The organism is Pontibacter sp. Tf4 (genome assembly GCF_014212495.1).
Taxonomy (GTDB): Bacteria; Bacteroidota; Bacteroidia; order Cytophagales; family Hymenobacteraceae; genus Pontibacter.
The window spans coordinates 1-24,208 of sequence record NZ_JACKZC010000001.1 but is presented as its reverse complement, the minus strand read 5'-3'; the positions used below and the strand labels follow the sequence as shown (position 1 = coordinate 24,208).

The 24,208-nt window shown below is 48.6% G+C and carries 20 protein-coding genes; 8 read left to right on the top strand and 12 right to left on the bottom strand.

Translation table 11 applies throughout. The features are described 5' to 3' along the window. Positions 1 to 2: 2 nt before the first annotated feature. Complete coding sequence (locus tag H7F15_RS00100; RefSeq protein WP_185194923.1) at positions 3 to 467, top strand: hypothetical protein; 465 nt, start codon at positions 3 to 5, stop codon at positions 465 to 467. A 110-nt stretch (positions 468 to 577) separates the two neighbouring features. Here the strand turns inward: H7F15_RS00100 and H7F15_RS00095 are convergent, their stop codons facing one another. Beyond that, positions 578 to 2,098, bottom strand: a complete 1,521-nt coding sequence (locus tag H7F15_RS00095; protein WP_185194922.1) for an OmpP1/FadL family transporter — start codon at positions 2,096 to 2,098, stop codon at positions 578 to 580. 27 nt (positions 2,099 to 2,125) lie between these two features. Next, a complete protein-coding gene (locus tag H7F15_RS00090; protein ID WP_185194921.1) occupies positions 2,126 to 3,319 on the bottom strand; it encodes a hypothetical protein in 1,194 nt (397 codons plus the stop codon). A 184-nt stretch (positions 3,320 to 3,503) separates the two neighbouring features. Between H7F15_RS00090 and proS the strand changes: the two genes are divergently transcribed. The 3 genes from proS (at position 3,504) to H7F15_RS00075 (ending at position 7,626) form a co-directional block, all read left to right on the top strand. Continuing rightward, entirely contained in the window at positions 3,504 to 4,982 is a 1,479-nt protein-coding gene (proS, locus tag H7F15_RS00085; RefSeq protein WP_185194920.1) for a proline--tRNA ligase, read from the top strand. Positions 4,983 to 5,929: 947 nt separating this feature from the next. Further along, complete coding sequence (locus tag H7F15_RS00080) at positions 5,930 to 6,712, top strand: enoyl-CoA hydratase-related protein (RefSeq protein ID WP_185195427.1); 783 nt, start codon at positions 5,930 to 5,932, stop codon at positions 6,710 to 6,712. A 185-nt stretch (positions 6,713 to 6,897) separates the two neighbouring features. Continuing rightward, a complete protein-coding gene (locus tag H7F15_RS00075; RefSeq protein WP_185194919.1) occupies positions 6,898 to 7,626 on the top strand; it encodes a hypothetical protein in 729 nt (242 codons plus the stop codon). A 70-nt stretch (positions 7,627 to 7,696) separates the two neighbouring features. Here H7F15_RS00075 and H7F15_RS00070 read toward each other — a convergent pair whose 3' ends face one another. Further along, entirely contained in the window at positions 7,697 to 8,404 is a 708-nt protein-coding gene (locus tag H7F15_RS00070; RefSeq protein ID WP_185194918.1) for an ABC transporter ATP-binding protein, read from the bottom strand. Between the two features lie 220 nt (positions 8,405 to 8,624). Between H7F15_RS00070 and H7F15_RS00065 the strand changes: the two genes are divergently transcribed. Both H7F15_RS00065 and H7F15_RS00060 read left to right on the top strand, forming a co-directional pair. Continuing rightward, positions 8,625 to 9,203, top strand: a complete 579-nt coding sequence (locus H7F15_RS00065; protein WP_185194917.1) for a DUF4142 domain-containing protein — start codon at positions 8,625 to 8,627, stop codon at positions 9,201 to 9,203. A 99-nt stretch (positions 9,204 to 9,302) separates the two neighbouring features. Then, positions 9,303 to 9,869 (top strand): DUF4142 domain-containing protein, encoded by a 567-nt coding sequence (locus H7F15_RS00060; RefSeq protein ID WP_185194916.1) that lies wholly within the window; start codon positions 9,303 to 9,305, stop codon positions 9,867 to 9,869. A gap of 146 nt (positions 9,870 to 10,015) precedes the next feature. Here H7F15_RS00060 and uvrA read toward each other — a convergent pair whose 3' ends face one another. The 6 genes from uvrA to H7F15_RS00030 all read right to left on the bottom strand — a co-directional run bounded on the left by uvrA (position 10,016) and on the right by H7F15_RS00030 (position 19,051). Next, positions 10,016 to 12,913: an excinuclease ABC subunit UvrA gene (uvrA, locus tag H7F15_RS00055; RefSeq protein WP_185194915.1), complete on the bottom strand. Its 2,898-nt coding sequence runs from the start codon at positions 12,911 to 12,913 to the stop codon at positions 10,016 to 10,018. 131 nt (positions 12,914 to 13,044) lie between these two features. Beyond that, entirely contained in the window at positions 13,045 to 13,434 is a 390-nt protein-coding gene (locus H7F15_RS00050) for a YidH family protein (protein WP_185194914.1), read from the bottom strand. Positions 13,435 to 13,458: 24 nt separating this feature from the next. Then, positions 13,459 to 13,866, bottom strand: coding sequence for a YidH family protein (locus tag H7F15_RS00045; RefSeq protein ID WP_185194913.1), 408 nt, complete (start codon positions 13,864 to 13,866; stop codon positions 13,459 to 13,461). A gap of 39 nt (positions 13,867 to 13,905) precedes the next feature. Beyond that, entirely contained in the window at positions 13,906 to 16,650 is a 2,745-nt protein-coding gene (locus tag H7F15_RS00040) for a PKD domain-containing protein (protein ID WP_185194912.1), read from the bottom strand. A 149-nt stretch (positions 16,651 to 16,799) separates the two neighbouring features. Then, positions 16,800 to 17,663 (bottom strand): TIGR00730 family Rossman fold protein, encoded by an 864-nt coding sequence (locus tag H7F15_RS00035; protein WP_185194911.1) that lies wholly within the window; start codon positions 17,661 to 17,663, stop codon positions 16,800 to 16,802. Positions 17,664 to 17,803: 140 nt separating this feature from the next. After that, a complete protein-coding gene (locus H7F15_RS00030) occupies positions 17,804 to 19,051 on the bottom strand; it encodes an ABC transporter permease (protein WP_185194910.1) in 1,248 nt (415 codons plus the stop codon). 185 nt (positions 19,052 to 19,236) lie between these two features. Here H7F15_RS00030 and queA point away from each other — a divergent pair, with 185 nt between their 5' ends. Both queA and H7F15_RS00020 read left to right on the top strand, forming a co-directional pair. Next, positions 19,237 to 20,283 (top strand): tRNA preQ1(34) S-adenosylmethionine ribosyltransferase-isomerase QueA, encoded by a 1,047-nt coding sequence (gene queA, locus H7F15_RS00025; RefSeq protein ID WP_185194909.1) that lies wholly within the window; start codon positions 19,237 to 19,239, stop codon positions 20,281 to 20,283. 521 nt (positions 20,284 to 20,804) lie between these two features. Continuing rightward, positions 20,805 to 21,485 (top strand): 2-C-methyl-D-erythritol 4-phosphate cytidylyltransferase, encoded by a 681-nt coding sequence (locus tag H7F15_RS00020; RefSeq protein ID WP_185194908.1) that lies wholly within the window; start codon positions 20,805 to 20,807, stop codon positions 21,483 to 21,485. Between the two features lie 508 nt (positions 21,486 to 21,993). Here H7F15_RS00020 and H7F15_RS00015 read toward each other — a convergent pair. The 3 genes from H7F15_RS00015 to H7F15_RS00005 form a co-directional block, all read right to left on the bottom strand. Beyond that, positions 21,994 to 22,722, bottom strand: a complete 729-nt coding sequence (locus tag H7F15_RS00015; RefSeq protein ID WP_185194907.1) for an ABC transporter ATP-binding protein — start codon at positions 22,720 to 22,722, stop codon at positions 21,994 to 21,996. Between the two features lie 85 nt (positions 22,723 to 22,807). Beyond that, positions 22,808 to 23,029 carry a DUF2795 domain-containing protein gene (locus H7F15_RS00010; protein ID WP_007652164.1) on the bottom strand — a complete coding sequence of 74 codons (222 nt, stop codon included), beginning with the start codon at positions 23,027 to 23,029 and terminating at the stop codon, positions 22,808 to 22,810. Between the two features lie 276 nt (positions 23,030 to 23,305). Beyond that, complete coding sequence (locus H7F15_RS00005) at positions 23,306 to 24,097, bottom strand: DUF349 domain-containing protein (RefSeq protein ID WP_370523370.1); 792 nt, start codon at positions 24,095 to 24,097, stop codon at positions 23,306 to 23,308. Between the last annotated feature and the right edge of the window lie 111 nt (positions 24,098 to 24,208).

The following is a 24,208-nucleotide window of genomic DNA, read 5'->3' as shown; positions in this document are numbered from 1 at the left end:
GAATGAATAGATTATTTTTAGTCCTACTTTGTTGCCTACTATCTCTTACATTTGAATGTGTAGCACAAGAAAAAGTTAGGCAAAATATATACTATAAGTTAGACAGTACTGATGTTAAATACACTAAATATGTCTCTACCCACACATCACCTTATTCTAAAAATAAATTTACATTAAATAGCTTCGGATTACCATGTGATTGCCATATCGCAGGTTACCTTTCCTTCTCTGGACATACTAACAGCGATGTAGGAGATACTTCGGAGCAGGCAAAAACTATTTCTGTTAATAGTTATAAAAAAATGAAGTTAATTAGCTTTAATGAGTTGGTAAAGCTTCTTAGAGAGCATGATTTAGATTTTAATAAGTTATATAACCTGTATTTTGTTGAGGTTTGCAAGCAGAGGAAGGACAAGTATGTTGTTTACAATGTTAAATTTAGGAATAGTTTTGTAGACTCTCAATAGCTTAGACTATTTGGTCTCATGCTTAAACAAAAGCCCGCTGTGTAGGCAGCGGGCTTTTGTTTTACAGCCTTAAGCGTAGGTCTGTTTTTAACCGGAAGTATGGTTCTACATTAGAAGTTCATACCCACAGTAAACATCACGTTGCTTTGCTTATGCTCCAGGTCCACTACCGGGTTAAGGCTGGAATCATCAAAGGTATAAGGTGCATACAGGCTGTTGCCGTTAGAGTGAACATAAGCCACATCTGTATAAAAGTTCTGAAGCCTAACGCCGGCACCCAGTGTGAAGGTGTTCACTTTCGCATCAAAGGTGCTGTTCTTGTACGGGCTTTCTGAGATAGCATAACCGGCACGTAAACGGAACACTTCGTAGCGGCCTTCGGCACCAAATCTATAGTTCATCGCTGATTTATAGGTATCGTTGATGCGGCTGTTCACGCCACTAAAGTAACCGCTGAATCCGCTGCCATCTTCATCTTCTGAAAAACGCATGTTGCTGTAGTCTACAAACTCGGCATCGGCGGTAATAAAGCCATATTTGCCCAGGAACACAGCCACCCCGCCATTTGCGCGGAAAGGTGTAGTTAAACTATACGAAAACTCGCCCGGCAACTCCGATGCGCTATAGTTCTCGGCACCGCCTGTACCGTTAAAGCTGGTATAGAGCGAGCGGTTATACGTTTCGGTAAAACTATAGGCAGTTGGTGTCTGAACGCTTAACCCAAAACGCAACGCATCTATCGGCCTAACTATAACACCTACCTTTAAGTTAACACCGGCCCCTTCGGTCGTAAATTCGTCGCGCAGTTCCAGGCTCGTAAAATCGGTGTCTTGGTCTGTTTCGCTTTCGCTATAGATGCGCTCCTGTGTAAACTTAGAGGTAACGATGCCTAAGGATGCACCCAGGTAAATTTTATCTTTAAAGCTGGTACCAAAGGCAAAGTCGATCTGGTTCTGTGCACCACGGCGCTCCAGTTCTTCGCGCAGGTTCAGGGCGCCAAAGCGCTCAGTTGGCAGGTAATATTCGCCCTGGTCATCTTCCAGCACATCCAGCAGGTAAGTGCCGTACGCCAAACCCGCCAGCGAGGTATAGCCATTGGTATACTCATCATCCAGGTCGGCCACGGTACGGCCTTCGGCTAAGGCGCTTTCATAAATGTATTCTGCTATGCCCGGGGCTGTTTCGGAGGTGGTGCCGCCGTAGGTAAAGCGGTTGTTAAAGTTGTTCAGCCGCGAAAAGCTCACACCAAAGGATGTTCCGCGCCAGTCGCTGGCATCGCTATCGTCCTTCCGGTTACTGAACACAATACCAGCCTGCGGGATATTCAGCGTACTTCGCTCGTCGGGGGTTGTGCGGCCCAGGAACAGGGAGTTGGTACTGTTGTTGGTAAAGCCAATGCTCAGGTTTGCTTCGGAACGGCGGAACATGCCCAGCCCGGCGGGGTTTGTAGCCATAGTTGATATATCAGCGCCTAATGCTGTTTGTGCACCGCCAATACCTTGTATGCGTGCGGAACCTTGCAGGCCTAAACGGGTGTAGCGCAGGGCATCTTCCTCGTTCTGGGCCAAAGCTGTTCCACTCCAGCCCAGCAGTAGCGCCAGGCTGGCAGAAAGTAGCTTATTTAATTTCATGGGGTTCTGTTGGTAAGAGTTTTAGGGTTAGTTACCTCTTGGTGGTCGTCCGCCGCGGCTGTTACTTCCGCTGCTGCTACCACTGGTTCCGCTACTGCCACTGCTACGTACCGGCTCTGACCGACGCACCTCGCGCTGCTCATAGCTGCGGGTAGGGGTCGGTTCCGAACGGCGTACTTCGCGCTGTTCAGATGAGCGGGTAGTTTCTCGGCGTGGTGTAGCCTGTCTGGTTTCGGTTCTGCGCTCTGTCTGGCGGTACTCGCGGCGCTGCTCTACGGGCTGGGTAGCAGGTTGCTCACGTTGTTGTTCCTGCGGGCGCTGTATACGCTCGCGGGTAACTCCTGTATCGCGCGGGCGGGTTGTTTCGCGGCCCGGACGGGTAGTGATCACCTCTTTAGAATCCTGCGTTGCCGGTCTGGTAGTACGCTCTGTAGTTCTGGCTGGTCTGCTTTGTGTAGCACGCTGCTGCTCACGGCTTTCGGTTAAGGTGCCGCGCTCTGGTCTGGTGCTGCGCTGTGTACCATCTGTTATAGTGCCGCCCCGCTCACCGCGCGGGCCATACTGCACTTTGCGTAATGGTGCGTAGCGTGGGTAATCGTACACATAGTTTCTGCCATAGTAGCCACCATAGTACCCGCCGTAATACGGGTTGTAGTAACGGTCGTAATAATAAGGGCTCCAGCGGTTATAGTAGCCGCCACCCCATCCATAATGGAAGGAAATGCTTATGCTGCTTCCCCAGTAAGGCCTGTAAGCAAACGGATCGTAGTAAAACGGATCATAAAAGTATGGATCGTAGAATGGATCGTAGTAAGCGCGGTAACGGTAGCTGCGCGGAGAGTGATAATAGCTGCTTGCGTACACATCATTTGCCCAGTAAGGGTCTACAAACGAATAGTTAGGGCGGTACCAGTTATCACGCGGGTTGTATTCGCGGCCATCATAATACTCATAATCTTCGTCGGCGTAATAATTGCTGGTAATAGCACTGCTGTTATCGCTGTACGCTGCACTGCTCGCGGCTCCGGGCTCTGAAGTAGCTTCCTGCTCAGTGGCCTGTGCGGTATAAGTATCTTCGGCGGGCTGTATGTACTCGGTTCTGTCGGAAGAGCTATAGTACATATCATCATACTCTGATGACTGCATAGCGGTAGGGCTGCTACAGCCTGCCGCCAACAGGGTCAGCGCCGGAATTATGGTAAGAATGGAGAACTTTTTCATGGCCTTCTGGTGTAAAACTTCTTCTATATCAAAGATATAAACACAATGGCGCAAAACCTTATCAATAGTACAATATATTAACGTAATTTTGAGCGGTATTGATGTCTAAACTGCTTTTGATTTGAAAGCAATTATTATTCCAAAAACATCTTTAATTAAGGATATACAATAAATTATTTTAAAAATGAGCAAAGGGCTACCAAAAAGAAGCGAAGATTACTCCTTATGGTATAACGAACTGGTGAAGAAAGCCGGGCTGGCCGAGAACTCTGCGGTGCGCGGTTGTATGGTAATTAAGCCTTACGGTTACGCCATCTGGGAGAAGATGCAGCGCCAGCTGGACGATATGTTTAAGGCCACCGGCCACCAGAATGCATACTTCCCGCTGTTCGTGCCCAAAAGCCTGTTTGAAGCCGAAGAGCAGAACGCCGAAGGTTTTGCCAAAGAGTGTGCTGTAGTTACCCACTACCGCCTGCAGAACGACCCGGACAAGCCAGGAAAACTTCGTGTAGACCCTAATGCTAAACTGGAAGAAGAGCTGATTGTTCGACCAACTTCTGAAGCCGTTATCTGGAACACGTACAAAGGCTGGATACAAAGCTACCGCGACCTGCCTATACTGGTAAACCAGTGGGCAAACGTTGTGCGCTGGGAGATGCGTACGCGTTTGTTTTTACGTACCGCTGAATTCCTGTGGCAGGAAGGCCACACCGCCCACGCCACTGCCGAAGAAGCCATTGCCGAAACCGAGCAGATGCTGGAAGTGTACGCTACCTTTGCCGAGCAGTTTATTGCCCTGCCGGTAATACGCGGGGTAAAAACACCAAACGAACGCTTTGCCGGTGCCCTGGATACCTATTGCATCGAAGGTTTGATGCAGGACGGAAAAGCATTGCAGGCCGGTACATCGCACTTCCTGGGCCAGAATTTTGCCAAGGCCTTTGATGTGAAATTTGCGACCAAAGATGGCGGCCTTGAATACGTTTGGGGAACCTCGTGGGGCGTGAGTACCCGTTTGATGGGTGCCCTGGTAATGGCGCATTCGGATGATGAGGGTTTAGTACTTCCTCCAAAGCTGGCTCCAATTCAGGTTGTTATCGTTCCGATCTATAAAGGAGATGAGCAGCTGGCGCAGATCAGCGAGAAAGTACTGCAGTTGAAAAAGGAACTGGAGGCAAAAGGCATCAGTGTGAAGTTTGACGACCGCGACACCGAGCGCCCAGGCTTTAAGTTTGCCGAGTGGGAACTGAAAGGTGTGCCGGTTCGCATCGCCATTGGTGCCCGCGACCTGGAAAACGGCACCGCCGAAGTTGCCCGCCGCGATACCAAGGAGAAAAGCTCACAGCAGTTTGATAGCCTGGCCACTTACATTCCTGCCTTGCTGGACGAGATACAGGAGAACATCTACAACAAAGCTCTGAACTATAGAGAGGCCCATACTACTAAAGTAGACACCTACGAAGAGTTTAAGGACGTGCTGGAAAACAAAGGTGGTTTTGTACTGGCTCACTGGGATGGCACGCCGGAAACGGAAGAGCGCATTAAAGAAGAAACAAAAGCCACTATCCGCTGCATTGCCCTTAACACCCCGGACGAAGACGGAGTAGACATGGTAACCGGCAAACCAAGCAAGCGCCGCGTGTACTTCGCCAAAGCGTATTAATTGTTGATTGTTAATAGCTGATTGTTAAATCAGCCAACTATAGGACCGCCACTTTCCCGCTTAGGGAGTGGCGGTTTTTGTTTTGTCTGAATCAGGATTTGCAGGATTAAAGGATTTTCAGGATGAGGGCCTTTGCTATAGTTGAAACTATATTTCATAGTTGCTGCTTTAACACCCCTGTGAGCTGCGCTCGCAAGTTTCGAACTCTCGTTCTCACTTGTCCTCAAGGGAACAGTCTCTGTCTTGCTATTGATTCAGCTATAGTTTTATAGTTACAGACCGAGAGCGGACAGGTCGCGACCTGTCCCTACGGAAATATACCCACGAGAAAATCAGATCTGCCTTAACCAAGAGCAAGTACAGTAACTATAGTTGAAGCGGAAGCTATCGAGCTTGATATCAGTCTTTGGGTTGAGCGCCTTTGACTTGTTGCGGTGCCGTCAGGCAACCCGAGGCACGAGGGTAGCAAGAAGGCAGCAGCGCGATGCCCGAAGACGGGGCCTCCCGGCCTCAGAGGGAGCCAAAGCAACTATAGAACAGTAGGCTCTTAAAGCTCCCAGGAATAAAGGAAGCTATAGAATAACGGCTTGTCTCCAGCAGTAGGCAAAGTCAACTATAGAACTATAGCCTTTGAGCCTCAACTATAAGCTGAGATAGATTTCTCACGTTGTTCGAAATGACAATATTTACTATAGAACACATAAGTTGTCTCGGCTTTGCTCGACATGACAAATAGAGAAACTATAGTTTATCTAACTATAGCCAAAGATATTGATAAGCCTGTCCTTCTTGCGCCAGTTTAGTCGGGAGACTCAATACCATTCAATGTCACGAGAAGATGCAAACTATAGAACAGCAAACAATACAGCTGACAACAGACAACACACACTTTGCACTTAAACCCATATAGAGTACCTTTGGCTAAGAACAAAACAAACTACAGAACTATGACTTACGAGTGCTTACTATACGAAGTGCAGGATGGTGTTGCAACCATCACACTGAACAGACCCGATGTATTCAATGCCTTTAACGACCAGCAGAGCTACGACCTGCAGGATGCCCTGAAACAGGTAACCCGCGATGAGAACGTGCGTGTGGTGGTGCTGACCGGCGCCGGAAAAGCATTCTGTTCTGGTCAGGACCTGAAAGCCATTGCCAGTGCCAGCAAGCGTGACCTGTCGGAGTCGTTGGAGAAACGCTATAACCCGATTATACGAGCCATGCGCAATTTGCCAAAACCGATCATCTGTAAGCTGAATGGAGTAGCTGCCGGCGCAGGTTGCTCGTTGGCGCTGGCCTGCGATATGGTAGTAGCGTCTACGGCAGCCAGTATGATCGAAGTGTTCGTGAATGTGGGGCTGGTGTTGGATTCAGGTTCGTCGTTCTTCTTACCGCGCGTGGTAGGTTCTTTAAAAGCGTTTGAGCTGAGCACACTGGGGTCTAAAGTATCTGCGGAAGAAGCCTTACAACTGGGCATGGTAAACAAGGTAGTTGCGCCGGAAGAGCTGGATGCTGCCGTGGCTGAACTGGCCGCACGCTATGCCGTAGCGCCAACCAAAGCCATCGGCTTGATGAAGAAGATGCTGAACAAATCGTTTAACTCGTCGCTGGATGAAATGCTGGACTACGAGGCATATTGCCAGAAAATTGCTGGTAACTCCGCTGACTATAAGGAAGGCGTAACAGCCTTTAACGAGAAGCGCAAGCCGCAATTTAAAGGAGCATAAAGCGATAGTAAACTATAGTTAAAGGCCGGAAGTAACACTCCGGCCTTTTTTATGCTTGTCTCAGAGCCACATTCACCTGGCTTTAAAAGGCGTTTACCCGGAAAACTATAACATGCTGAATTGCAACTATAAACTATAGTATATTTATACTTTACCACTGATACAACTGCTTATAACACAACGCTATGAAAAACCGAATCTTTTACCTCCTGCTCTTGTGCATAGGCATGGTCTGCCTCACAAAGCCGCACCAAACTATAGCGCAGGACTGTGCCGGTTATTACCTCCTGACAAACAATGCCGAGTACGAACTCCTGAACTATGACCGCAAGGACAGACTGACCGGCAGGGTACGTTACAAGGTTACATCCGTGAACAGCAGTCCCTCCAAAACCGAAGCCACTATACACAGCAGGGTTTTCGATGAGAAAGGTAATCTAACCACTGAAGGCGATTATACGGTAAGCTGCCAGAACGGAAGCATGTTCATAGATATGCGCTCGATGGTGAACCCGGATATGCTGTCGGCTTATAAAAATATGGAAGTAAAAATGCAGGGCGATCAGATGGATTATCCCTCGGACTTAGCATCGGGGCAGAAACTGAAGGATGGCAGCTTTACGGTGGATGTGCTGGATAAGGAAAGCGGACAACCCATATCTTCTATTGTGCTGCACGTAACAGGCCGCACTGTGGGGGAAAAGGAAAATATTAATGTGCCGGCCGGGGCCTATAATGCCTTTAAAATTAATCAGGATATGGAGATGCGTACCAAAGCCATGGGCATGAACATGCCGGCATCTCACATCCAGACGGTAGAGTATTTTGTGCCCGGAGTAGGGCTGGTGCGATCCGAGTCTTACCGCAACGGCAAGCTGCTTTCCTATAGTGTACTAAGCAAGGTCGTGAAATAGGGCACATCAACTATAAAACGAAAGCCTGCTAACATTGGCAGGCTTTCGTTTTATAGTTCAGGTAGATGCTCTAAAAAGCGTATCCAACCGAGAATTTCAGCTGGGCCAGTGGCGTGGCAGCTACATAAGAACTCTCGTCACTTATCAGTTCATATCCTATAATGTGCTGTGGCAGCAGCTCATCGGCTGTGGTGGATTTCGCATATTTAACACGACCGCCCAGCGATCCGGCCACTTCGAGGGTAAAATGGTTTCCTAACAAAAACTGACCACCAATACGGTAGCTTACATCCAGTGAGTTCTGGTACAGGCGCCCCACAAACCGGAAGTCCGGAGAAGACGGGTCCTGCTCAGGCAGGTCGAATACGTTTTTCTCGTACACCAGGAAGCGGTAGCCAAACACCGGCCCATGGAAAAAGCCAAATGGTGCGCTTTTTTTGTTTGATGTATAATGGCGCTGACTCATGTGTATGCCAATACCCGTCACATCTTTTGCTTCGTAGTCCTGCCAGTCGTCGGTTTCGCCTTTCAGGTAGCTTTTGTAGATGTAGCCGATGCCATACTCGTTGCTTACACGCTCGGTGCGTAACTTTTCAACAGACAGGTATGCCTCGCCTAACTGAAGCGGGTGCACTTTTATAATGCGGTCATGCGCCTTGTCTATATCACGGATATCGGGCGCATCGGGGTCCTGGTTCTGGGCCTGTACGGCACCACCAGCAAGTAAAAACAGCGCCAGTAGCCCTGCCTTAATGTGTTTTGTAATTATTGTTCTCATAAAAGGTTATAAACGAAGATATTAAATGCTTACAAAGGTAGCTAACAGGCATAGCTATAGTCCGTTTCAAGCCAAAGCCCGGGCCCGGATATACAATAACAATAGCTGCGCAAAAGGTTCCGCAATAGTAGTAATATAAAGTATAACAATGCCTTTTGCGAGGCGTATACTAAATTGTTTATAGTAAAATAAAGGAATAAGTAAATTTAAAATAACAGCTATGAAAAAAATCGTAACAACAGGTCTGATCGCCTGTACCTTATTAATTGGCTTTGGCTGCAACCAAAAGCCTGAACCTGTAGAAGAAGCGCAGGAAGCAAATGAACAGGCGTTTGAAGACACGCCTATGGAAGAGACAAAAGATGACCTGTCTGAGTTTATGACCGAGGCTGCCAGCGGCGGCATGATGGAAGTAGAATTAGGCAGGATGGCAGAACAAAAGGCGCAGCATGCCGATGTAAAAAGCTTCGGGCAGATGATGGTGACCGACCACACCAAAGCCAACGACGAGCTGAAAGCGCTGGCCGCCAGCAAAAACATTATGTTGCCAGATAGCATGGGCCGCGACCACATGGACCACGTAGCAGAGCTGCGCGATAAAACCGGTGCCGATTTCGACAAAGCTTATATGAAACTGATGGTGGAAGATCACCAGGAAGACATAGATGAGTTTGAGGAAGCCGCCCGCGACCTGCAGGACGCCGATGCAAAAGCCTTCGCCAGCAAAACATTGCCTGTGTTGCAGAAGCATCACGAGCGCGCCAAACAGATAAAAGACATGCTGGATAAACAGAAATAATAGCAGCTACGCAGGTTTTATTAACTTGCGCCAAAACATAAAAAAGCATCTGCAAGTAACTATACTTGACAGATGCTTTCTGTTTATAAACCAACAACTATGAAACGATTTTTATCTATCGGTGCAACGGCAGTAGTTGCCATAGGCCTGCTGACCGGATGCAACTCTGACGACAGTGTAAAAGCAGCCGCCAAGCAAAGCGTGGAGCAGTTTGAGCAGGCCGGGCAGAAAAACATGGAAAACGATGCCATTTTTGTGGCCGAAGCCGCCAGCGCCAACATGCTGCAACTACAGTTAAGCCAGGAAGCTATAGCAAGAGGCGTAAGCCCCGAAGTAAAAGCGATGTCGCAGGAGATGGAAGATGCCCACGAGCAAATGCTGACAGAGCTGCAGGACCTGGGTAACAAAGCTAATTTTGTGTTGCCACAAACCCTCGGGAATGCCCATAAGGAGGTGCTGGAAGAAGTAAAGTCGAAAGAAGGCATTGCCTTTGACCTGGCTTACATCCGCGAGATCCGTTACCTGCACGACCAGCTGCTGAAGCGCTACGAAGACATGGCCGAGAACGGTGTGTCGATGGAGGTAAAGCAATATGCATCGCGGCAGTTACCGCTTATACGGCAGCACCTGGAGCAGGCCGAAGCCCTTGAAGAAAAGATACAGTAAACTATAAAGCCGCAACTATAAACTATAGCTGCGGCTTTTGTTTTTATAAATTCAAGCGCTCGCTCGTGTATCGCGGGTGTGAGCCACCTTGCGGACTATGGCCGCGCTTACTCAGCTATAGTTCTGTGTGCAGGAACTATAGTTTGCTACTGCTGTCCGTCCTCGCGGTAGTGGCTGGTGGCCAGTTCTTCCTTCAGGAAACGGGATGTATAGCCTTTCTTTACCTTGGCAACTTCTTCCGGGGTTCCTTTCGCAACTATAGTTCCGCCGCCTTCGCCACCTTCCGGACCAATATCAATAATATGATCGGCAATCTTGATCAGGTCGAGGTTGTGCTCGATGATGAGGACTGTGTTGCCTTTATCTGTCAGTTTATGCAGTACTTCGGATAGGTGCTCGATGTCCTGGAAGTGAAGACCGGTAGTAGGCTCATCCAGGATATAAAGCGTTTGCCCGGTATCTTTTTTGGATAGCTCGGTTGCCAGTTTCACCCGCTGCGCCTCGCCACCGGATAAGGTAGTTGCCTGCTGACCCAGTGTAATGTAGCCTAAGCCAACTTCGTTCAGCGTCTGTATCTTACGCAGGATGCGCGGCTGACTTTCGAAGAAATCTACAGCCTGCTCCACGGTCATGTCCAGCACGTCGGTAATGCTTTTGCCTTTAAAACGTACTTCCAGAGTTTCGCGGTTGTAGCGCTTCCCTTTACATACTTCGCAGGGCACATATACATCCGGCAGAAAGTTCATTTCTATAGTTCGCATACCAGCGCCTTCGCAGGCTTCGCAACGGCCACCCTTCACATTGAACGAGAAGCGGCCAGGCGTATACCCTCTTATTTTGGCTTCCGGCAGCTGAGCAAACAGTGTTCTGATGTCAGTAAACACGCCGGTATAGGTGGCAGGGTTAGAGCGTGGCGTACGGCCAATTGGCGACTGATCTACTTCAATAACCTTGTCAATCTTATCCAGTCCTTCTATCTTTTTATAAGGCAGCGGCTCGCGCTTCGCTCTGAAGAAATGCGTGTTCAGGATCGGGTAAAGTGTATCGTGGATCAGGGATGATTTACCTGAACCTGATACGCCGGTTACGCAGATCATTTTGCCCAAAGGCAGTTCCAGTGTTACGTTTTTCAGGTTATTGCCGGTAGCTCCGATCAGTTTTAACGTTTCGCCATTGCCCGGGCGTTTGGTGCGCGGTACAGCAATGCCCCTGCGGTTACTCAGGAAGTCAGCCGTAGTCGTGCCGGCGTTCATCATTTCATCAGGAGTGCCGGCTGTTACTACCTGCCCGCCATGTATGCCTGCGCCTGGCCCTATATCCACCACATAATCCGATTGCAGTATCATGTCTTTGTCGTGCTCTACCACTATAATCGAGTTGCCCAAATCGCGCAGGTCTTTCAAAGCATTAATCAGGCGCTCGTTGTCGCGCTGGTGCAAGCCAATACTCGGCTCATCCATAATGTAAAGCACCCCCACCAGTTGCGTGCCGATCTGGGTTGCGAGCCTGATACGCTGGCTCTCACCGCCTGATAAAGTCTTCACAGGGCGGTGCAGGCTCAGGTAATCCAGGCCCACATCCAGCAAGAAGCCGATGCGCTTCCGAATCTCTTTTAGGAGCTCTTTGGCAATCACATTCTGACGCTCGCTCATTCTGTCTTCAAGACCCTCGAACCAGGCAGCCAGTTTGTTTATGTCCAGTACCGAAAGCTCACCAATATTTTTACCGTCGATCTTAAAATGCAGCGATTCTTTTTTCAGGCGGTAACCGTTACACTCTGGGCAGGTATTGGTTTGTGTAAAATCTTCTACCCAGCTTCGGATGTTATCCGAATCAGAGTCCATCTGGTTTTTCAGGAAGTTGATGATCCCTTCAAACTCCACTACATAGTTACCTTTCTTGGTATTTACTTCCAGGTCCTCTTCCAGACCATACAGCAATACCTTCATCACATCTTCCGGCAGGTCCTTCAGAGGCGTAGATACCGAAACTTTAAAGTGTTTGAAGAGGGCTTCTATCTGCTTAAAGATCCAGATATCGCGGTACTCGCCCAGCGGGGCAATACCACCGCGGCGTATGCTCAGGCTTTTGTCCGGGATAACCGATTCTTCTGTAATCTCCTGTATTTCACCTAAACCATTACAAACCGGGCAGGCACCGTAAGGTGAGTTAAAGGAGAAGGAGTTCGGAGCCGGATCGTCGTAGGCAATACCAGTGGCCGGGTCCATGAGGTGGCGCGAGAAGAAGTGCGCTTTATCGGCATCCACATCCAGGATAAGGGCCGTGCCTTTACCATGCGTCAGTGCATTTTGGATAGAGCTGGATAAACGGAAACGGTCGTCTTCCTTCACCACGATCTTATCAATTACGATCTCGATGTCGTGAATCTTATAGCGGTCCACCTGCATCTTTGGCGTTATCTCCAGCAACTCACCATCTACACGTGCCCGAATGAAACCCATTTTGCGGATCTGCTGGAAAAGCTCGCGGTAATGTCCTTTACGGCCTTTTACCACCGGCGCCAGCACCACAATACGTTTGCCATTAAAGTTCTCCAGGATGTGGTTTACGATCTGGTCATCGCTCTGGCGCACCATTTTTTCGCCGGTTACATAACTGAAGGCCTCGGCGGTACGCGCCCACAGCAGACGCATAAAGTCGTAGATCTCGGTGATGGTGCCCACGGTGGAGCGTGGGTTGCGGCTCGTGGTTTTCTGCTCGATGGAAATTACCGGCGACAGGCCTTCGATCTTATCTACATCAGGTCTTTCGAGGCCACCCATAAACGAGCGGGCATAGGCCGAGAAGGTCTCCATGTAGCGGCGCTGCCCTTCGGCGTAAATGGTATCGAACGCCAGCGACGATTTGCCCGACCCACTGATGCCTGTAAAGACAACCAGCTTGTAGCGCGGCAGGGTTATAGATATGTTTTTGAGATTATGTTCGCGGGCGCCATACACTTCAATCTGCTGCGTTTCGCCGTTATGCGAGAAAGCTGCTGAAGCTACGCCGGTATCTGTAGTTTGCTTTTGTTCTAAAGCCATTCAGGATGCGTTGATTTTAAATAGCAAAGGTATAAAATTGCCAGCGCTTTACGACAGTAAAACTCCAACCCTTCTTAACAGCAAATCAGCGCAATTGGTTTAGCATTTGGTAACTTTCCTGTAGCTATAGTTCAGTCGGAGTTACCGTAGCGCGAGGCTTCCTTTTCGTGGATGGCTGCGTGGTGGTGGCTGGTCTGGGTAAACTCCTGCTGCTGGCGCTTTATCAGTTTCTGTTTCTTGAAGTACCGGTAAAAACTATAGATGATCAATCCGCCACCTAAAGCCATCAATAGAAAGCCTATTATCCCCATGTACTTGTGCTGCGATAGTTTGATGGCGGCAATACCACCGGCAAGCAGGGCAATGGCTGTACGGAGGTAAGCCATCAGGGTGCGTTCGTTGGCAAATATGGTGCGCTGCACTGCCATCTCGTTCCGGATCTCGGTATTCTTTTTTTCCTGCTGCTTCAGCTTTTTTTTCAGGCGCTTTATTTCTTCTTTTTCCGGGTCTGACTGCTTCATGGTGAGCGGGGTTATAGTTGCAGGTTAAACTATAGGGTCGGGGTTGCTCTTATCTGGCTCCGCTTTTTCCTGGGCCACTACTTCGGCCAGTATGGGGCTGGTAGGGGAGTATAAGGTTGCATTCCGGGCTATGTCCAGTTTCTGCTTGTTGTACCGCCTGTAGCCAAAATAAGCTACCACTATACCCATCGGTATAGAGACCAGCCCTATGCCTATGTAGAACAGATCATCAAACAGTTTAATAAAGGTAAGTCCTGCCAGGATCATAGCCGTGGCAGTGCGCATGTAAGCCAGCAGCGTGCGTTCGTTTGCCATTCGGGTACGTTGCATGGCCAGGCTGTCTCGTACTTCCAGGTTCTGTTTTTCCTGTACCTTCAGGTCTTTTTTAAGCTCTTTCCGTTTCCTGCGGTTTAGTATGCCTCTCCAATTCATACTGGAAGTATACGATGGCAGCCTTAAAGGTTATAAGGCTTACTGCAGCACTTCCAGCCAGCCTTTGTAGGTACGCCCTGTAGCCGGGTGCCGGAGCAGGTAATAGTAGAGCCCGTTTGCAGTGGCAGGTGGCGGTGCCCAGTTGTTGCTATAGTTTCGCAGGCGTTCCACCTCTTTACCCCAGCGGTTATACAGCACCAGTTCCCAGTCGTCTTCGGTCAGGCCGTGTATATAGAACACATCGTTCTTGCCATCGCCGTTCGGCGTAATGATGTTTGGTATAAACATACCACCTATACAGTCTTTAAACTTAACGGTAATCTCATCGGTGGCTTCGCAGTGCTGGTTAAAGGCTTTGAGTTTGTACGTACCCGGCCTGGTTATTTTAAAGAAGGCGTCAGTGCTGCCATCCTGCCACTCGTAACGGATATTGCCGGGCATCTCCGTGCCAACTATAAGTGTATCGCCGTAGCAAAGCGTGGTGTCGTTGCCGAGCTCTATGGCAGGGCGGGTAAGGTAAGGCAGCCAGATCTCGTCGCGCACGGTACAGCCAAATTCGTTTGTTACATCCACCCAATATTTTCCGGCTTCAGTAACTAAAAAAGTAGAACTGGTAGAGCCATCCTGCCACAGGTAAGTAGAGTTAGGGTAGGTAGCGTTAAGTAGCTTTGTGTCGCCGGAGCAAAGGGTTTCGTCGGGGCCCAGGTTAACTATAGGTAAAGGCAGGTGGTTGATCCGGATAACATCGGTGGCGCTGCAGCCTTTGCTGTTGGTTATAGTTACCGAGTAGTCGCCGGCATCGGCTATAGTTATAGTTGGCGTGGTGGCTCCGGTGCTCCATTTGTAGGTCATGCCGGGTTGGGTGGCATCCAATATAGTGGTAGTGTTGGCACAGATGTCGCGGTCGGGGCCCAGGTCAACTACAGGCAGCGGATTGTAAACTATAGTTACCTCATCGGTCTTTTTGCAGCCATTTTTGCTGGTAACCTCTACGGTATAGGTGCCAGCTTTGGTAAAGGTAAAAGTTGGGTTGGTTGAGCCATCCTGCCATAGGTAGGTAGCGCCTTCGTTAAACACATTAAGTTCTGTTGTCTGGCCTTCACAAAGTTCACGGTCCGGACCCAGGTTGACGTTTGGTAAGGGCAGGTGCGATATAATTACATCGTCGCGGGTGGTACAGCCATCAACGGTTACATCTACCCAGTATGTGCCGGCTGCGGTAGTGGTAATGCTGGCCGAGGTGCTGCCGTTGCTCCATTTATAGGTGGCGTTTGGCGTGCTGGCATCTAAGGTAACTTCAGAGCCGGGGCATACTTTGCGTTCCGGGCCCAAGTCAACTATAGGTGGGGCTTTTATGGTTAAGAATATCTCGTATATCTCAACACCATTATCGAAATGGCGGGTAAAGGTTACCTTATAATTGCCGGGCGCTGTAAAGTTGTGCGTAGCTGACAGGGTAAAAGCTGTGTTGTTTGTGCCGGATGCCGGGTCGCCGAAGTCCCATTGCATAAAGGTCGGCTTGTCGGAAGGGGCAGCGTTGAATTTGAACACGCTTGGCTGGCCGTAGCAGTTTATGTCATAACTGATGTCGTAGGTGAAATGGAAATTGCTCTGGATAAATGCCGGCAGCCCTAATCCGCTCTTTCTGTTAAGTACAATGCCTACATCATTATAGGTGCTGCCAAAACCGGTCATGTTAGGTTGTTCAATCACGCCCAGGTGCCAGCTGTCGGGCTTCGCAAAATATATTCTGCCGTCGGGCCCCAACTGCAGGCTGCCACCAACATAGTTTACCTGCGCATCTAAAGCAGGCGATGCGATCAGGGTGCCGGAATCGTTTATTCTGGCAGGATCGCTAACCTTCAGGTTGTATTGAAAGATCTGCTTACCGGCATTTGTAGTAACATATAGCTTCGAATTATCCGGCGAGAACTCTACACCATAAGGGTTAAGCCCATGGGTTAAAGACACAGGAGTACCAGCGCGGCCGGGTGGGCTATACAGGCTTGCAGCGCCGGTAGCAGTATTAAAACTGAATAACCTTACAGAATGTGAGCCACGGTTGGTAGCGGCCAGCATGGTACCATCAGGTGATACTTTCATGCAGCCTATCGCATGATCAAAGTTCTGTGAAGCAGGAAAAATATTGTCAGAGAAGCCGGAAACTACAGCGTTATTTAGGTCAATTCCGTTGGGTGTTACCAGGTAACTTTTAAAGTTGCTGGTGGTATGCAGTTGCACGATCACCCAGATGTCGCGCTTATTCTGGTGCCGCACGGCTGTTAACTGCTCTGATACCGGTGTGTGAAGCTGCACGTTCTTTTGTATTACTTCGCCAAGGCCACCGTTTTTGCTCATATCTATAGTGGAGTATTGCAGGCCGCGGCCGCCGCCATTGGCATCGGTAGTAAAAAGGTAGTAAATGGTGGGGCTGCCCGGCTTGGGAACTATAAGACTTGATTGGGCAGAATTGGAGCTCCCAGACAGACCGGATCCGTTGGCCATCACCTGGTGTTTTTTATTCCAGACGGCAGTACCATTGGTGTAAAACAGTAGTTTGCCTTGTGCATCGGCTATAGAAGCAGTTCCTTCAAACGCATTCATTGCTCCGTCGCTCAGTATGGCAGGTGCACCGTTATTAAAGTCCAGTCCATTGCCATCTCCGAAATACCAGATGTTGTTTTCCCTTTGGGCTAAGGCTTGCGTCAGACTGCCAACTATAAAAAAACAAACTATAAATGCTGCTGCTTTTTTTACCAGCGCCAACCAAACCTCAAAGGCCATATTTTATAAAACTACAGGTATCCAGAATACTGTAAATATAGTTTTATTAGGATGTTATTGATACAGATCAGGTAAAATATTTAGTAAACGGATTAATAAACAAAAAGCCCGCTGTGTTGGCAGCGGGCTTTAAACTATAGTTGCTCCTCTTAGAAGTTTGGAGAAAGCAGGTACTTGCTGTAGAACGCATCGATCACTTCTACGGCTTCTGATGGGTCGTCTACGATGTGTACCAGGTCCAGGTCTTCGGCACTGATGTTGCGTTCCATTTTCAGCATCACATCCTCTACCCACTGGAACAGGCCACCCCAGTATTCGCGGCCAACCAGCACAATCGGGAAGGCACCGATCTTCTTGGTCTGGATCAGCGTGATCGCTTCAAAAAGCTCATCCAGCGTTCCGAAACCACCCGGCATTACCACAAACCCCTGCGCATACTTCACAAACATTACCTTGCGCACAAAAAAGTAATCAAAGTTGATCAGCTTATCGGAGTCGATGTAAATGTTGTTGAACTGCTCGAATGGCAGGTGAATGTTAAGGCCAACCGATTTGCCACCCTCTGAGTGCGCACCTTTATTACCAGCCTCCATAATGCCCGGGCCACCGCCTGTAATTACACCGTAGCCATGGCGCACCAGTTTGGCGGCAATTTCCTCGGCCATAATGTAGTATTTGTTGTCGGCTTTGGTTCTGGCAGATCCGAAAATAGAAACGCACGGACCAATTTTGGCCAGCTTCTCGAAGCCATCCACAAACTCGGCCATTACTTTAAATATCTGCCACGAGTCGGCTATTTTAATCTCGTTCCAGTCTTTGTCTACAAACGCTTTACGGATGCGGATATCTTCTTCAGAAGCAGGTGGTGCTGTTACCTGGCCGCTTTCGCGCAGGTCGGTTACAGAGCGGGCCTTGTTTTCGTTAGCATCCGGGTTTAAAATGGTTTGTCCGCTGCCTGTGTTCAGTGTTTCGTCGTGCAGCTTGGTTTTGCTTGTCTTTCTAAGCTTTGTCATAATCTTTAAATCATCTTCTCTGCAGGGCCGTGTTGCCCTGCGGCGCTTTTGTCTGCGCCATTCTTCATCTATAAAAAATATAAGGCCGCAAAAATGCAGGCAGTGAGGGAGCACTGCAAAGGCGCGGGGTGTAAATTACTTTATTTAGAGCGGATTGCAATAACCGGATCAAGATTTGATGCCAGTACGGCCGGAATTATACCTGAGAGCATACCAATCACGGCAGATACGCCAAGCCCCAGCACAATGTTGCCTACCGAGAGGCTGATCTTCATCATGTCCTGCGGGATGATGGTGATCAGGAAGACCAGGAAGATACCGATGGCACCGCCCAGCACACTCAGGAAAACCGACTCGAACAGAAACTGGAAAAGGATAAAATAGTTTTTAGCTCCTAAAGATTTTTGGATACCGATGATGTTGGTGCGCTCTTTTACAGACACGAACATGATGTTGGCAATACCAAAACCGCCTACCAGTATGGCAAAGCCGCCAATCACCCAGCCTGCCAGGCCAATCACATCAAAAAAGCCGGTAACAGCCTGTGTGGCCATCTCGGGGCGGTTAATGGCAAAACTGTCGTCGTCGCGGGGGCGCAGGCCGCGTATGTTGCGCATCATGCCCCGTACTTCGTATTCCAGTTCCTGCAGGCCTTCGTCGTCGTCGCGGCCTTTTACGGCTATAGTTGTGCCAATGCCATTGGGCCCGGTATCATACATCTTGCTAAAAGCGCCGAAAGGGATAATACCCATCTGGTCGAAATTAGGAGCTCCGAAAATGTTCTCGCCCTGTTTCTCTACCACCCCAATTACCCGGAAGCGCTGCCCACCTACTTTAAGCTCCTGGCCGATGGCGCTGCCGTAAGGGAACAGGGTCTCGGCTATCTCGTTGCCGATCACGATCACGTTGCGCGAGGCATCTATTTCCTGTGGTACAAAGTAACGTCCTTCCTCAATCGGAATTTCGCTTACCTTGCTATAGTCGTAGGTGGCGCCCATCAGCATGCCATCCGAGAAACTATTGTTACGGTATTTGTATGTACTGCCGCCTCTGCGGGCAAAAATGGCTACTCCGGCATCGTTGGTCAGGTTGCGGTCCAGCAGGCGGTACTCGCGCGCGGTAGGCTCGGGCCGCTGAAAATATTTCCACCAGGGGTAGCTACCGCCAAAACTCCAGGGCCACTTTTCCACATACAGTACTTTGTCGCCGATAAAGCTCATGCTCTCGCGCACGTTCCGCTCCAGCGAGTCTACGAGTGTAAAAACCGAGATGATGGCAAAGATGCCGATGGTTACGCCCAGCAGCGAGAGCAGGGTACGCAGCATGTTGGCGCGCAGTGCCTGCCATGCAAAACGGATGCTTTCTGCCAAAAGCCGGAAATAGATCATCTGGATTTTATGTCGTTAAAGTATATTTCCTTAAAAGTAAGAATAATTCGGGCAAATTGAGTAAATTTGCGGCTCGTTTTTTTGCTAATTGCCAGGTTGCATGCCTTACCTCTGCAGGCAATACAAAATTATAGTTACCGCGTATTTTACCAAGTTTGGAATCCAAATACCGTAATATTTGATCTATGAAGTTATCAGAATTTAAATTCGACCTGCCGGAAGATCTGCTGGCACTACACCCTACCGAAAACCGCGATGAATCGAGAATGATGGTGGTTCACCGCGACACCGGTAAAATTGAGCACCGCATTTTTAAAGATATACTGGAGTACTTCGACGACGGCGATGTGATGGTGGTGAACGATACGAAGGTATTCCCGGCCCGCCTGTACGGTAACAAAGAGAAGACCGGCGCCAAGATCGAGGTTTTCCTGCTGCGCGAACTGAACAAGGATATCCACCTGTGGGATGTGCTGGTTGACCCGGCCCGTAAAATACGTGTAGGTAACAAACTATATTTTGGCGAGAGCGACCTGGTAGCAGAAGTGATCGACAACACAACTTCGCGTGGCCGTACCATTAAGTTTTTATTTGATGGCACCGATGAAGAATTCTACAAAACGATAAACGACCTGGGCGAAACGCCGCTGCCACGCTACATTAAGCGCGAAGCTGAGCCGGAAGACCGTGAGCGTTACCAGACCGTGTATGCCAAGAACGTAGGTGCCGTAGCGGCGCCAACTGCCGGCCTGCACTTTACAAGAGAAGTACTGAAGCGCCTGGAAATTAAAGGTGTAGAGGTAGCACCGCTTACCCTGCACGTAGGCCTGGGTACTTTCCGCCCGGTAGATGTGGAAGACCTGACCAAGCACAAGATGGACTCTGAGAACTTTATGGTTCCTGCCAGCACTGTAGAGGTGGTAAACAAGGCGCTGGATAATAAGAAAAAGGTGTGCGCTATTGGTACCACTACCATGCGTGCGCTGGAGTCTTCGGTGTCGGCGAGCAACCGCCTGAAAGCGAACGAGGGCTGGACAGACCGTTTTATCTTCCCTCCATACGATTTTAAGATCGCCAATGCGCTGGTAACCAACTTCCATATGCCGGAAAGCACCTTGTTGATGATGACTGCTGCCTTCGGTGGATATGACCTGGTAATGAAAGCCTACGAAGAAGCCGTGAAAGAAAAATACCGCTTCTTCAGCTACGGCGACGTGATGCTGATTATCTAAGGTTTACCTGCAAACAAAAAAGCCCCGGCCACTCAGGTCGGGGCTTTTTTGTTTGCAGATTGCTGATTGTTAAATTGTTGATGGCTAAATTATCAGAATCTTTAAATAGGGCCCTACCCCAGGGATTTACAGGATTTAAGGATTAGCAGGATTAATGCCGCAGATTTAGCGACAGTGTAACTTGTGGTTAACAATGGCGCCAGTTTGAAACTGGCTTTCTGCGGGAGCATGAAACTATAGTTTGGATGGGGTCTGTAGTTGAGCGATAGCTGTAAAAGCAATTCCATGGCACGAGCGTCCTCGCTCGTGTCGAACTATAGTTTGGGCCTCTGGCCCAGTCGGATTACAAATCCAACGTTATAGGCAAGTCACGGATCACAGATCCGCGCCAGCTTAGAACTATAGTTAGGTCTATAGTTTCATAGCGGAGACGCAAGGTATTGCGTCTCTACGAATACAGATAATCATAAACCTTCTAACTCCTAAACTCTTTAACTCCTAAACTTTTCTAACTTTGCCGCATGGCGAAACAACTTCCCGAATATGCGATTATAGTTGCCGGTGGCTCCGGTAGCCGTATGCAGCACGACTTGCCCAAGCAATTTATAGAAGTAGCTGGTAAGCCGATCCTGATGCACACCATTGAGCGGTTTTACAACTATAACCCAACTATACGCCTGATTGTGGTACTGCCGCAGGAGCAACTGGATACCTGGCGTGAACTGTGCCGTAAACATGAGTTCAAGCTTTTCCATATGACGGTGCCGGGCGGAACTACGCGCTTTGGATCTGTGAAAAATGGTTTAGGGGCTGTAATGGGAGAGGGCTTAGTGGCTGTGCACGATGGCGTGCGCCCGTTTGTGGAAACCGAAACTATCAAAGCCGCTTTTGAGGCTGCCGCAAACTATGGCAGTGCTGTAGTAGCCATATCGCCAAAAGACTCTATCCGGGAGCTGACAGGTAGTGGAAGCAAAGCCGTGCCGCGCGCCAACTATAAAATGGTGCAGACGCCGCAGGTATTTAACGCAACTATACTCCGCAAAGCCTACGAGCAACCCGAGCAGGAACATTTCACCGACGATGCCTCGGTAGTGGAAAGCATAGGAGAAACTATAGCCCTGGTGGAAGGCAGTTACCGCAACATAAAAATCACAACCCCCGAAGATCTGATTTTAGCTGAGGCCTTTGCGAAAGAAGTCTGAACCGGGATTAATGGGGATTTGACAGATTCCTGGGATTTGTAGAGACGCAATACCTTGCGTCTCCGCGATGAAACGATAGACTCAACTATAGTTTAGCTTTTATTTGCAACTACAGCTAAGCGAGTCTGGAAACTCGCACTCTGCGGCACCGGTTAGATACCGGCGCCAGGGTAAACTATAGCTGTAACTATAAACTGATTACATACCGCAAGTTTGAGCGGAGCGGTAACTTGTGGTTGTGTATGGCAGGCAGTTTGTAACTGGCTTTGCTTTGCAAAAGCAAGATTAACGATAGCCGTAACTTTAAACCTATAATTTATTTGTTACGATGAACTATAAGTTCTGCTAAACTATATTTTTCTGCTTGCGCAGAAACGCCAGTTACAAACTGGCACCTTAAACAGCCACAAGTTACGCTGACGCTAAACTTGCGGCATGGATTTATAAACAGTTAAGCCATAATCCTTTTATCCTGTAAATCCTTGGGGTAGGGGTCCTATTTAAAGATTCAGACAGCTAGCCTTTCCGCTTCTAAAAATGCCTGGTTCTCTAAAACGGTTTCCTGAGAGAGCGGCTCCAGGGTAGGGTTTGGTTTGGATAGGTTAAGCAGGTAGCCCTGCATCGGGATCAGGTTGTGCAGGTCGTGGGTGATGCAGAGCACGGTTTTCTGCTTTTCGAGCACCCAGCTTTGCAGTAACTGAAATACCTTGTTTTTATAGTACACATCCAGTTGCTGGGTGGGCTCATCCAGCAAATTAATGCTCGCATCCTGCAGCATCAGCTGCGCCAGCCATACCAGCTGCTGCTCCCCACCAGATAAGGTGGTAAAATCATGGTCCTGCAGGTGTGTAAGCTGTAGCTGTGCCAGTACGTTGGCAGCGGTTTCGTAATCCTGTGCCGTGTAATGCTCAAAAAAACGCTTTTTCCGGAACATCCCCATCACTACTAAATCAAGTACTTTAATGGAGAAAGATACCGTATTGCGTTGCGGCAGGTAGGAGAGAATGCCTTGCCTGGTAGCGTTGGGTAAGGCTTGCAGGTTGTGGCCCTGCACCAGCAGTTCGCCTTGGTAAGGCACCTTCTGTTGGAAAGTTTTGAAGAAGGTGGTTTTGCCCGCACCGTTATGCCCAACTATAGCTATAAAAGTAGGAGCAGGTACAGAAAAAGAAAGGTTGCGGATAAGAGTACGCGACTCATAACCCGCAACCAGATTTTTTACTTCAACGATGTTATTCAATGATTAATTACTAATGACGAATGAATAATGAGTCAGCTTTAAAGCTATTGGCAATTATTCATTATTCATTACCAATTACTCATTATTAATATTCGTCCTCGTTGAACATGAAGTCTTCCTTGGTCGGATAATCAGGCCAGATCTCTTCGATGTTCTCGTAAGGCTGTCCGTCGTCTTCCAGGGCCTGCAGGTTTTCTACTACTTCCATAGGCGCGCCAGAGCGGATAGAGTAATCAATTAACTCATCTTTGGTTGCTGGCCAGGGTGCGTCTTCCAGGTATGATGCTAATTCAAGTGTCCAGTACATAGTATGTGTCTCCTTAACTAATTGTTGGCTATTTTCAAATTGGTTTGCAAAAGTATAAATAAATATATAAACAAAAATTTATACTTAAAAAAATTGCTTTTTTCTTCGTTTTTAACAACACAACGAATATGTGTGCTAAATGTTCAGAATAGTAATCAAAAATTTTCGGTGCAACTATAATTTCATAACAAAAGGTAAACTATAGCCTGCAAACGCACTTTTGGCAAATTAAAAAGCCTGCGGTGAAGCAGGCTTTTTAAGTATAAGTTCGGGCTGTCAGGCGTTGTTACTATAGGCGCCTAATTTTTCTTTCAGGCCTTCTATCATTTCCTGCTTGGTGTTGATCTTGCGCTTAAAGTTGCGGATCTTCCCTTGTAGCATGTTCCGGAACGTGTCGTTGCTCGGCGAGTCGCTCAGCTTATCCAGGTTCTGCTCCAATACTTCCAGCTCGCTCTTGTCAGACTTTATGAAATCCTTCAGCGCGTTAATGCGGGCGTGTAAACCATCCTGTTCGCTCAGTCTCTCGTTGTTGGCCTGCTGGCGCTTGCGTATAAAGTGCTCCAGGCTGCTGGTCTCAAAAATACGGTCGCAGGCTTTTATAAACCGCTCCCACACCTGGTCTGATACGGCTGGGTTTACCGGGCCAACCTTTTTCCACTCGGCCTGCAGCTCTTTGGCGCGGCGTACGGCATCGTTCAGGTTGTTTGTGTCCAGCAGAGTGTTGGCTTCGTCTACCAGCTGCTTTTTCTTCTCGTAGTTGGTTTCGTAAAACTGCTCGCGCGAGGCGTTCTTTTCGTTATTGATCTTAACCTTCAGGCGCTCAAAAAAGTGGTTGTGTGCCTTCCGGAAATCGGTCCAGAGCTTACTGGTTACTTTGCGCGGCAGGCTGCTGTCAATGTCTTTCCACTGGTTTTGCAGCTGCTTTAGTTTGGCGGTGGTGCCTTCCCAGTCTTCGGAGTTCTGCAGCGCTATCGATTGCCTGATAAGGTCTTTATACTTATCGTAGGCATAGTTCTGCATGCGCTTCTTATCTTCAAAGAAATTCTTCTTGCTGTCTTGTCCTGAAATAAGTTGACGGATTTTAGACGAAATTACTTTTTAAATTGAGACCTCCAATGCGTTTGTGTTGGAGGTTTTCTTTTTCCACTGTTTTACCTTTAGTTTGCTTTGCCGGTGCAT

Bases quoted from the DNA above. Each gene is read 5' to 3' on its own strand.
- H7F15_RS00100 (WP_185194923.1), top strand. From the start codon at position 3: ATGAATAGATTATTTTTAGTCCTACTTTGTTGCCTACTATCTCTTACA.
- H7F15_RS00095 (WP_185194922.1), bottom strand. From the start codon at position 2,098: ATGAAATTAAATAAGCTACTTTCTGCCAGCCTGGCGCTACTGCTGGGC.
- H7F15_RS00090 (WP_185194921.1), bottom strand. From the start codon at position 3,319: ATGAAAAAGTTCTCCATTCTTACCATAATTCCGGCGCTGACCCTGTTG.
- proS (WP_185194920.1), top strand. From the start codon at position 3,504: ATGAGCAAAGGGCTACCAAAAAGAAGCGAAGATTACTCCTTATGGTAT.
- H7F15_RS00080 (WP_185195427.1), top strand. From the start codon at position 5,930: ATGACTTACGAGTGCTTACTATACGAAGTGCAGGATGGTGTTGCAACC.
- H7F15_RS00075 (WP_185194919.1), top strand. From the start codon at position 6,898: ATGAAAAACCGAATCTTTTACCTCCTGCTCTTGTGCATAGGCATGGTC.
- H7F15_RS00070 (WP_185194918.1), bottom strand. From the start codon at position 8,404: ATGAGAACAATAATTACAAAACACATTAAGGCAGGGCTACTGGCGCTG.
- H7F15_RS00065 (WP_185194917.1), top strand. From the start codon at position 8,625: ATGAAAAAAATCGTAACAACAGGTCTGATCGCCTGTACCTTATTAATT.
- H7F15_RS00060 (WP_185194916.1), top strand. From the start codon at position 9,303: ATGAAACGATTTTTATCTATCGGTGCAACGGCAGTAGTTGCCATAGGC.
- uvrA (WP_185194915.1), bottom strand. From the start codon at position 12,913: ATGGCTTTAGAACAAAAGCAAACTACAGATACCGGCGTAGCTTCAGCA.
- H7F15_RS00050 (WP_185194914.1), bottom strand. From the start codon at position 13,434: ATGAAGCAGTCAGACCCGGAAAAAGAAGAAATAAAGCGCCTGAAAAAA.
- H7F15_RS00045 (WP_185194913.1), bottom strand. From the start codon at position 13,866: ATGAATTGGAGAGGCATACTAAACCGCAGGAAACGGAAAGAGCTTAAA.
- H7F15_RS00040 (WP_185194912.1), bottom strand. From the start codon at position 16,650: ATGGCCTTTGAGGTTTGGTTGGCGCTGGTAAAAAAAGCAGCAGCATTT.
- H7F15_RS00035 (WP_185194911.1), bottom strand. From the start codon at position 17,663: ATGACAAAGCTTAGAAAGACAAGCAAAACCAAGCTGCACGACGAAACA.
- H7F15_RS00030 (WP_185194910.1), bottom strand. From the start codon at position 19,051: ATGATCTATTTCCGGCTTTTGGCAGAAAGCATCCGTTTTGCATGGCAG.
- queA (WP_185194909.1), top strand. From the start codon at position 19,237: ATGAAGTTATCAGAATTTAAATTCGACCTGCCGGAAGATCTGCTGGCA.
- H7F15_RS00020 (WP_185194908.1), top strand. From the start codon at position 20,805: ATGGCGAAACAACTTCCCGAATATGCGATTATAGTTGCCGGTGGCTCC.
- H7F15_RS00010 (WP_007652164.1), bottom strand. From the start codon at position 23,029: ATGTACTGGACACTTGAATTAGCATCATACCTGGAAGACGCACCCTGG.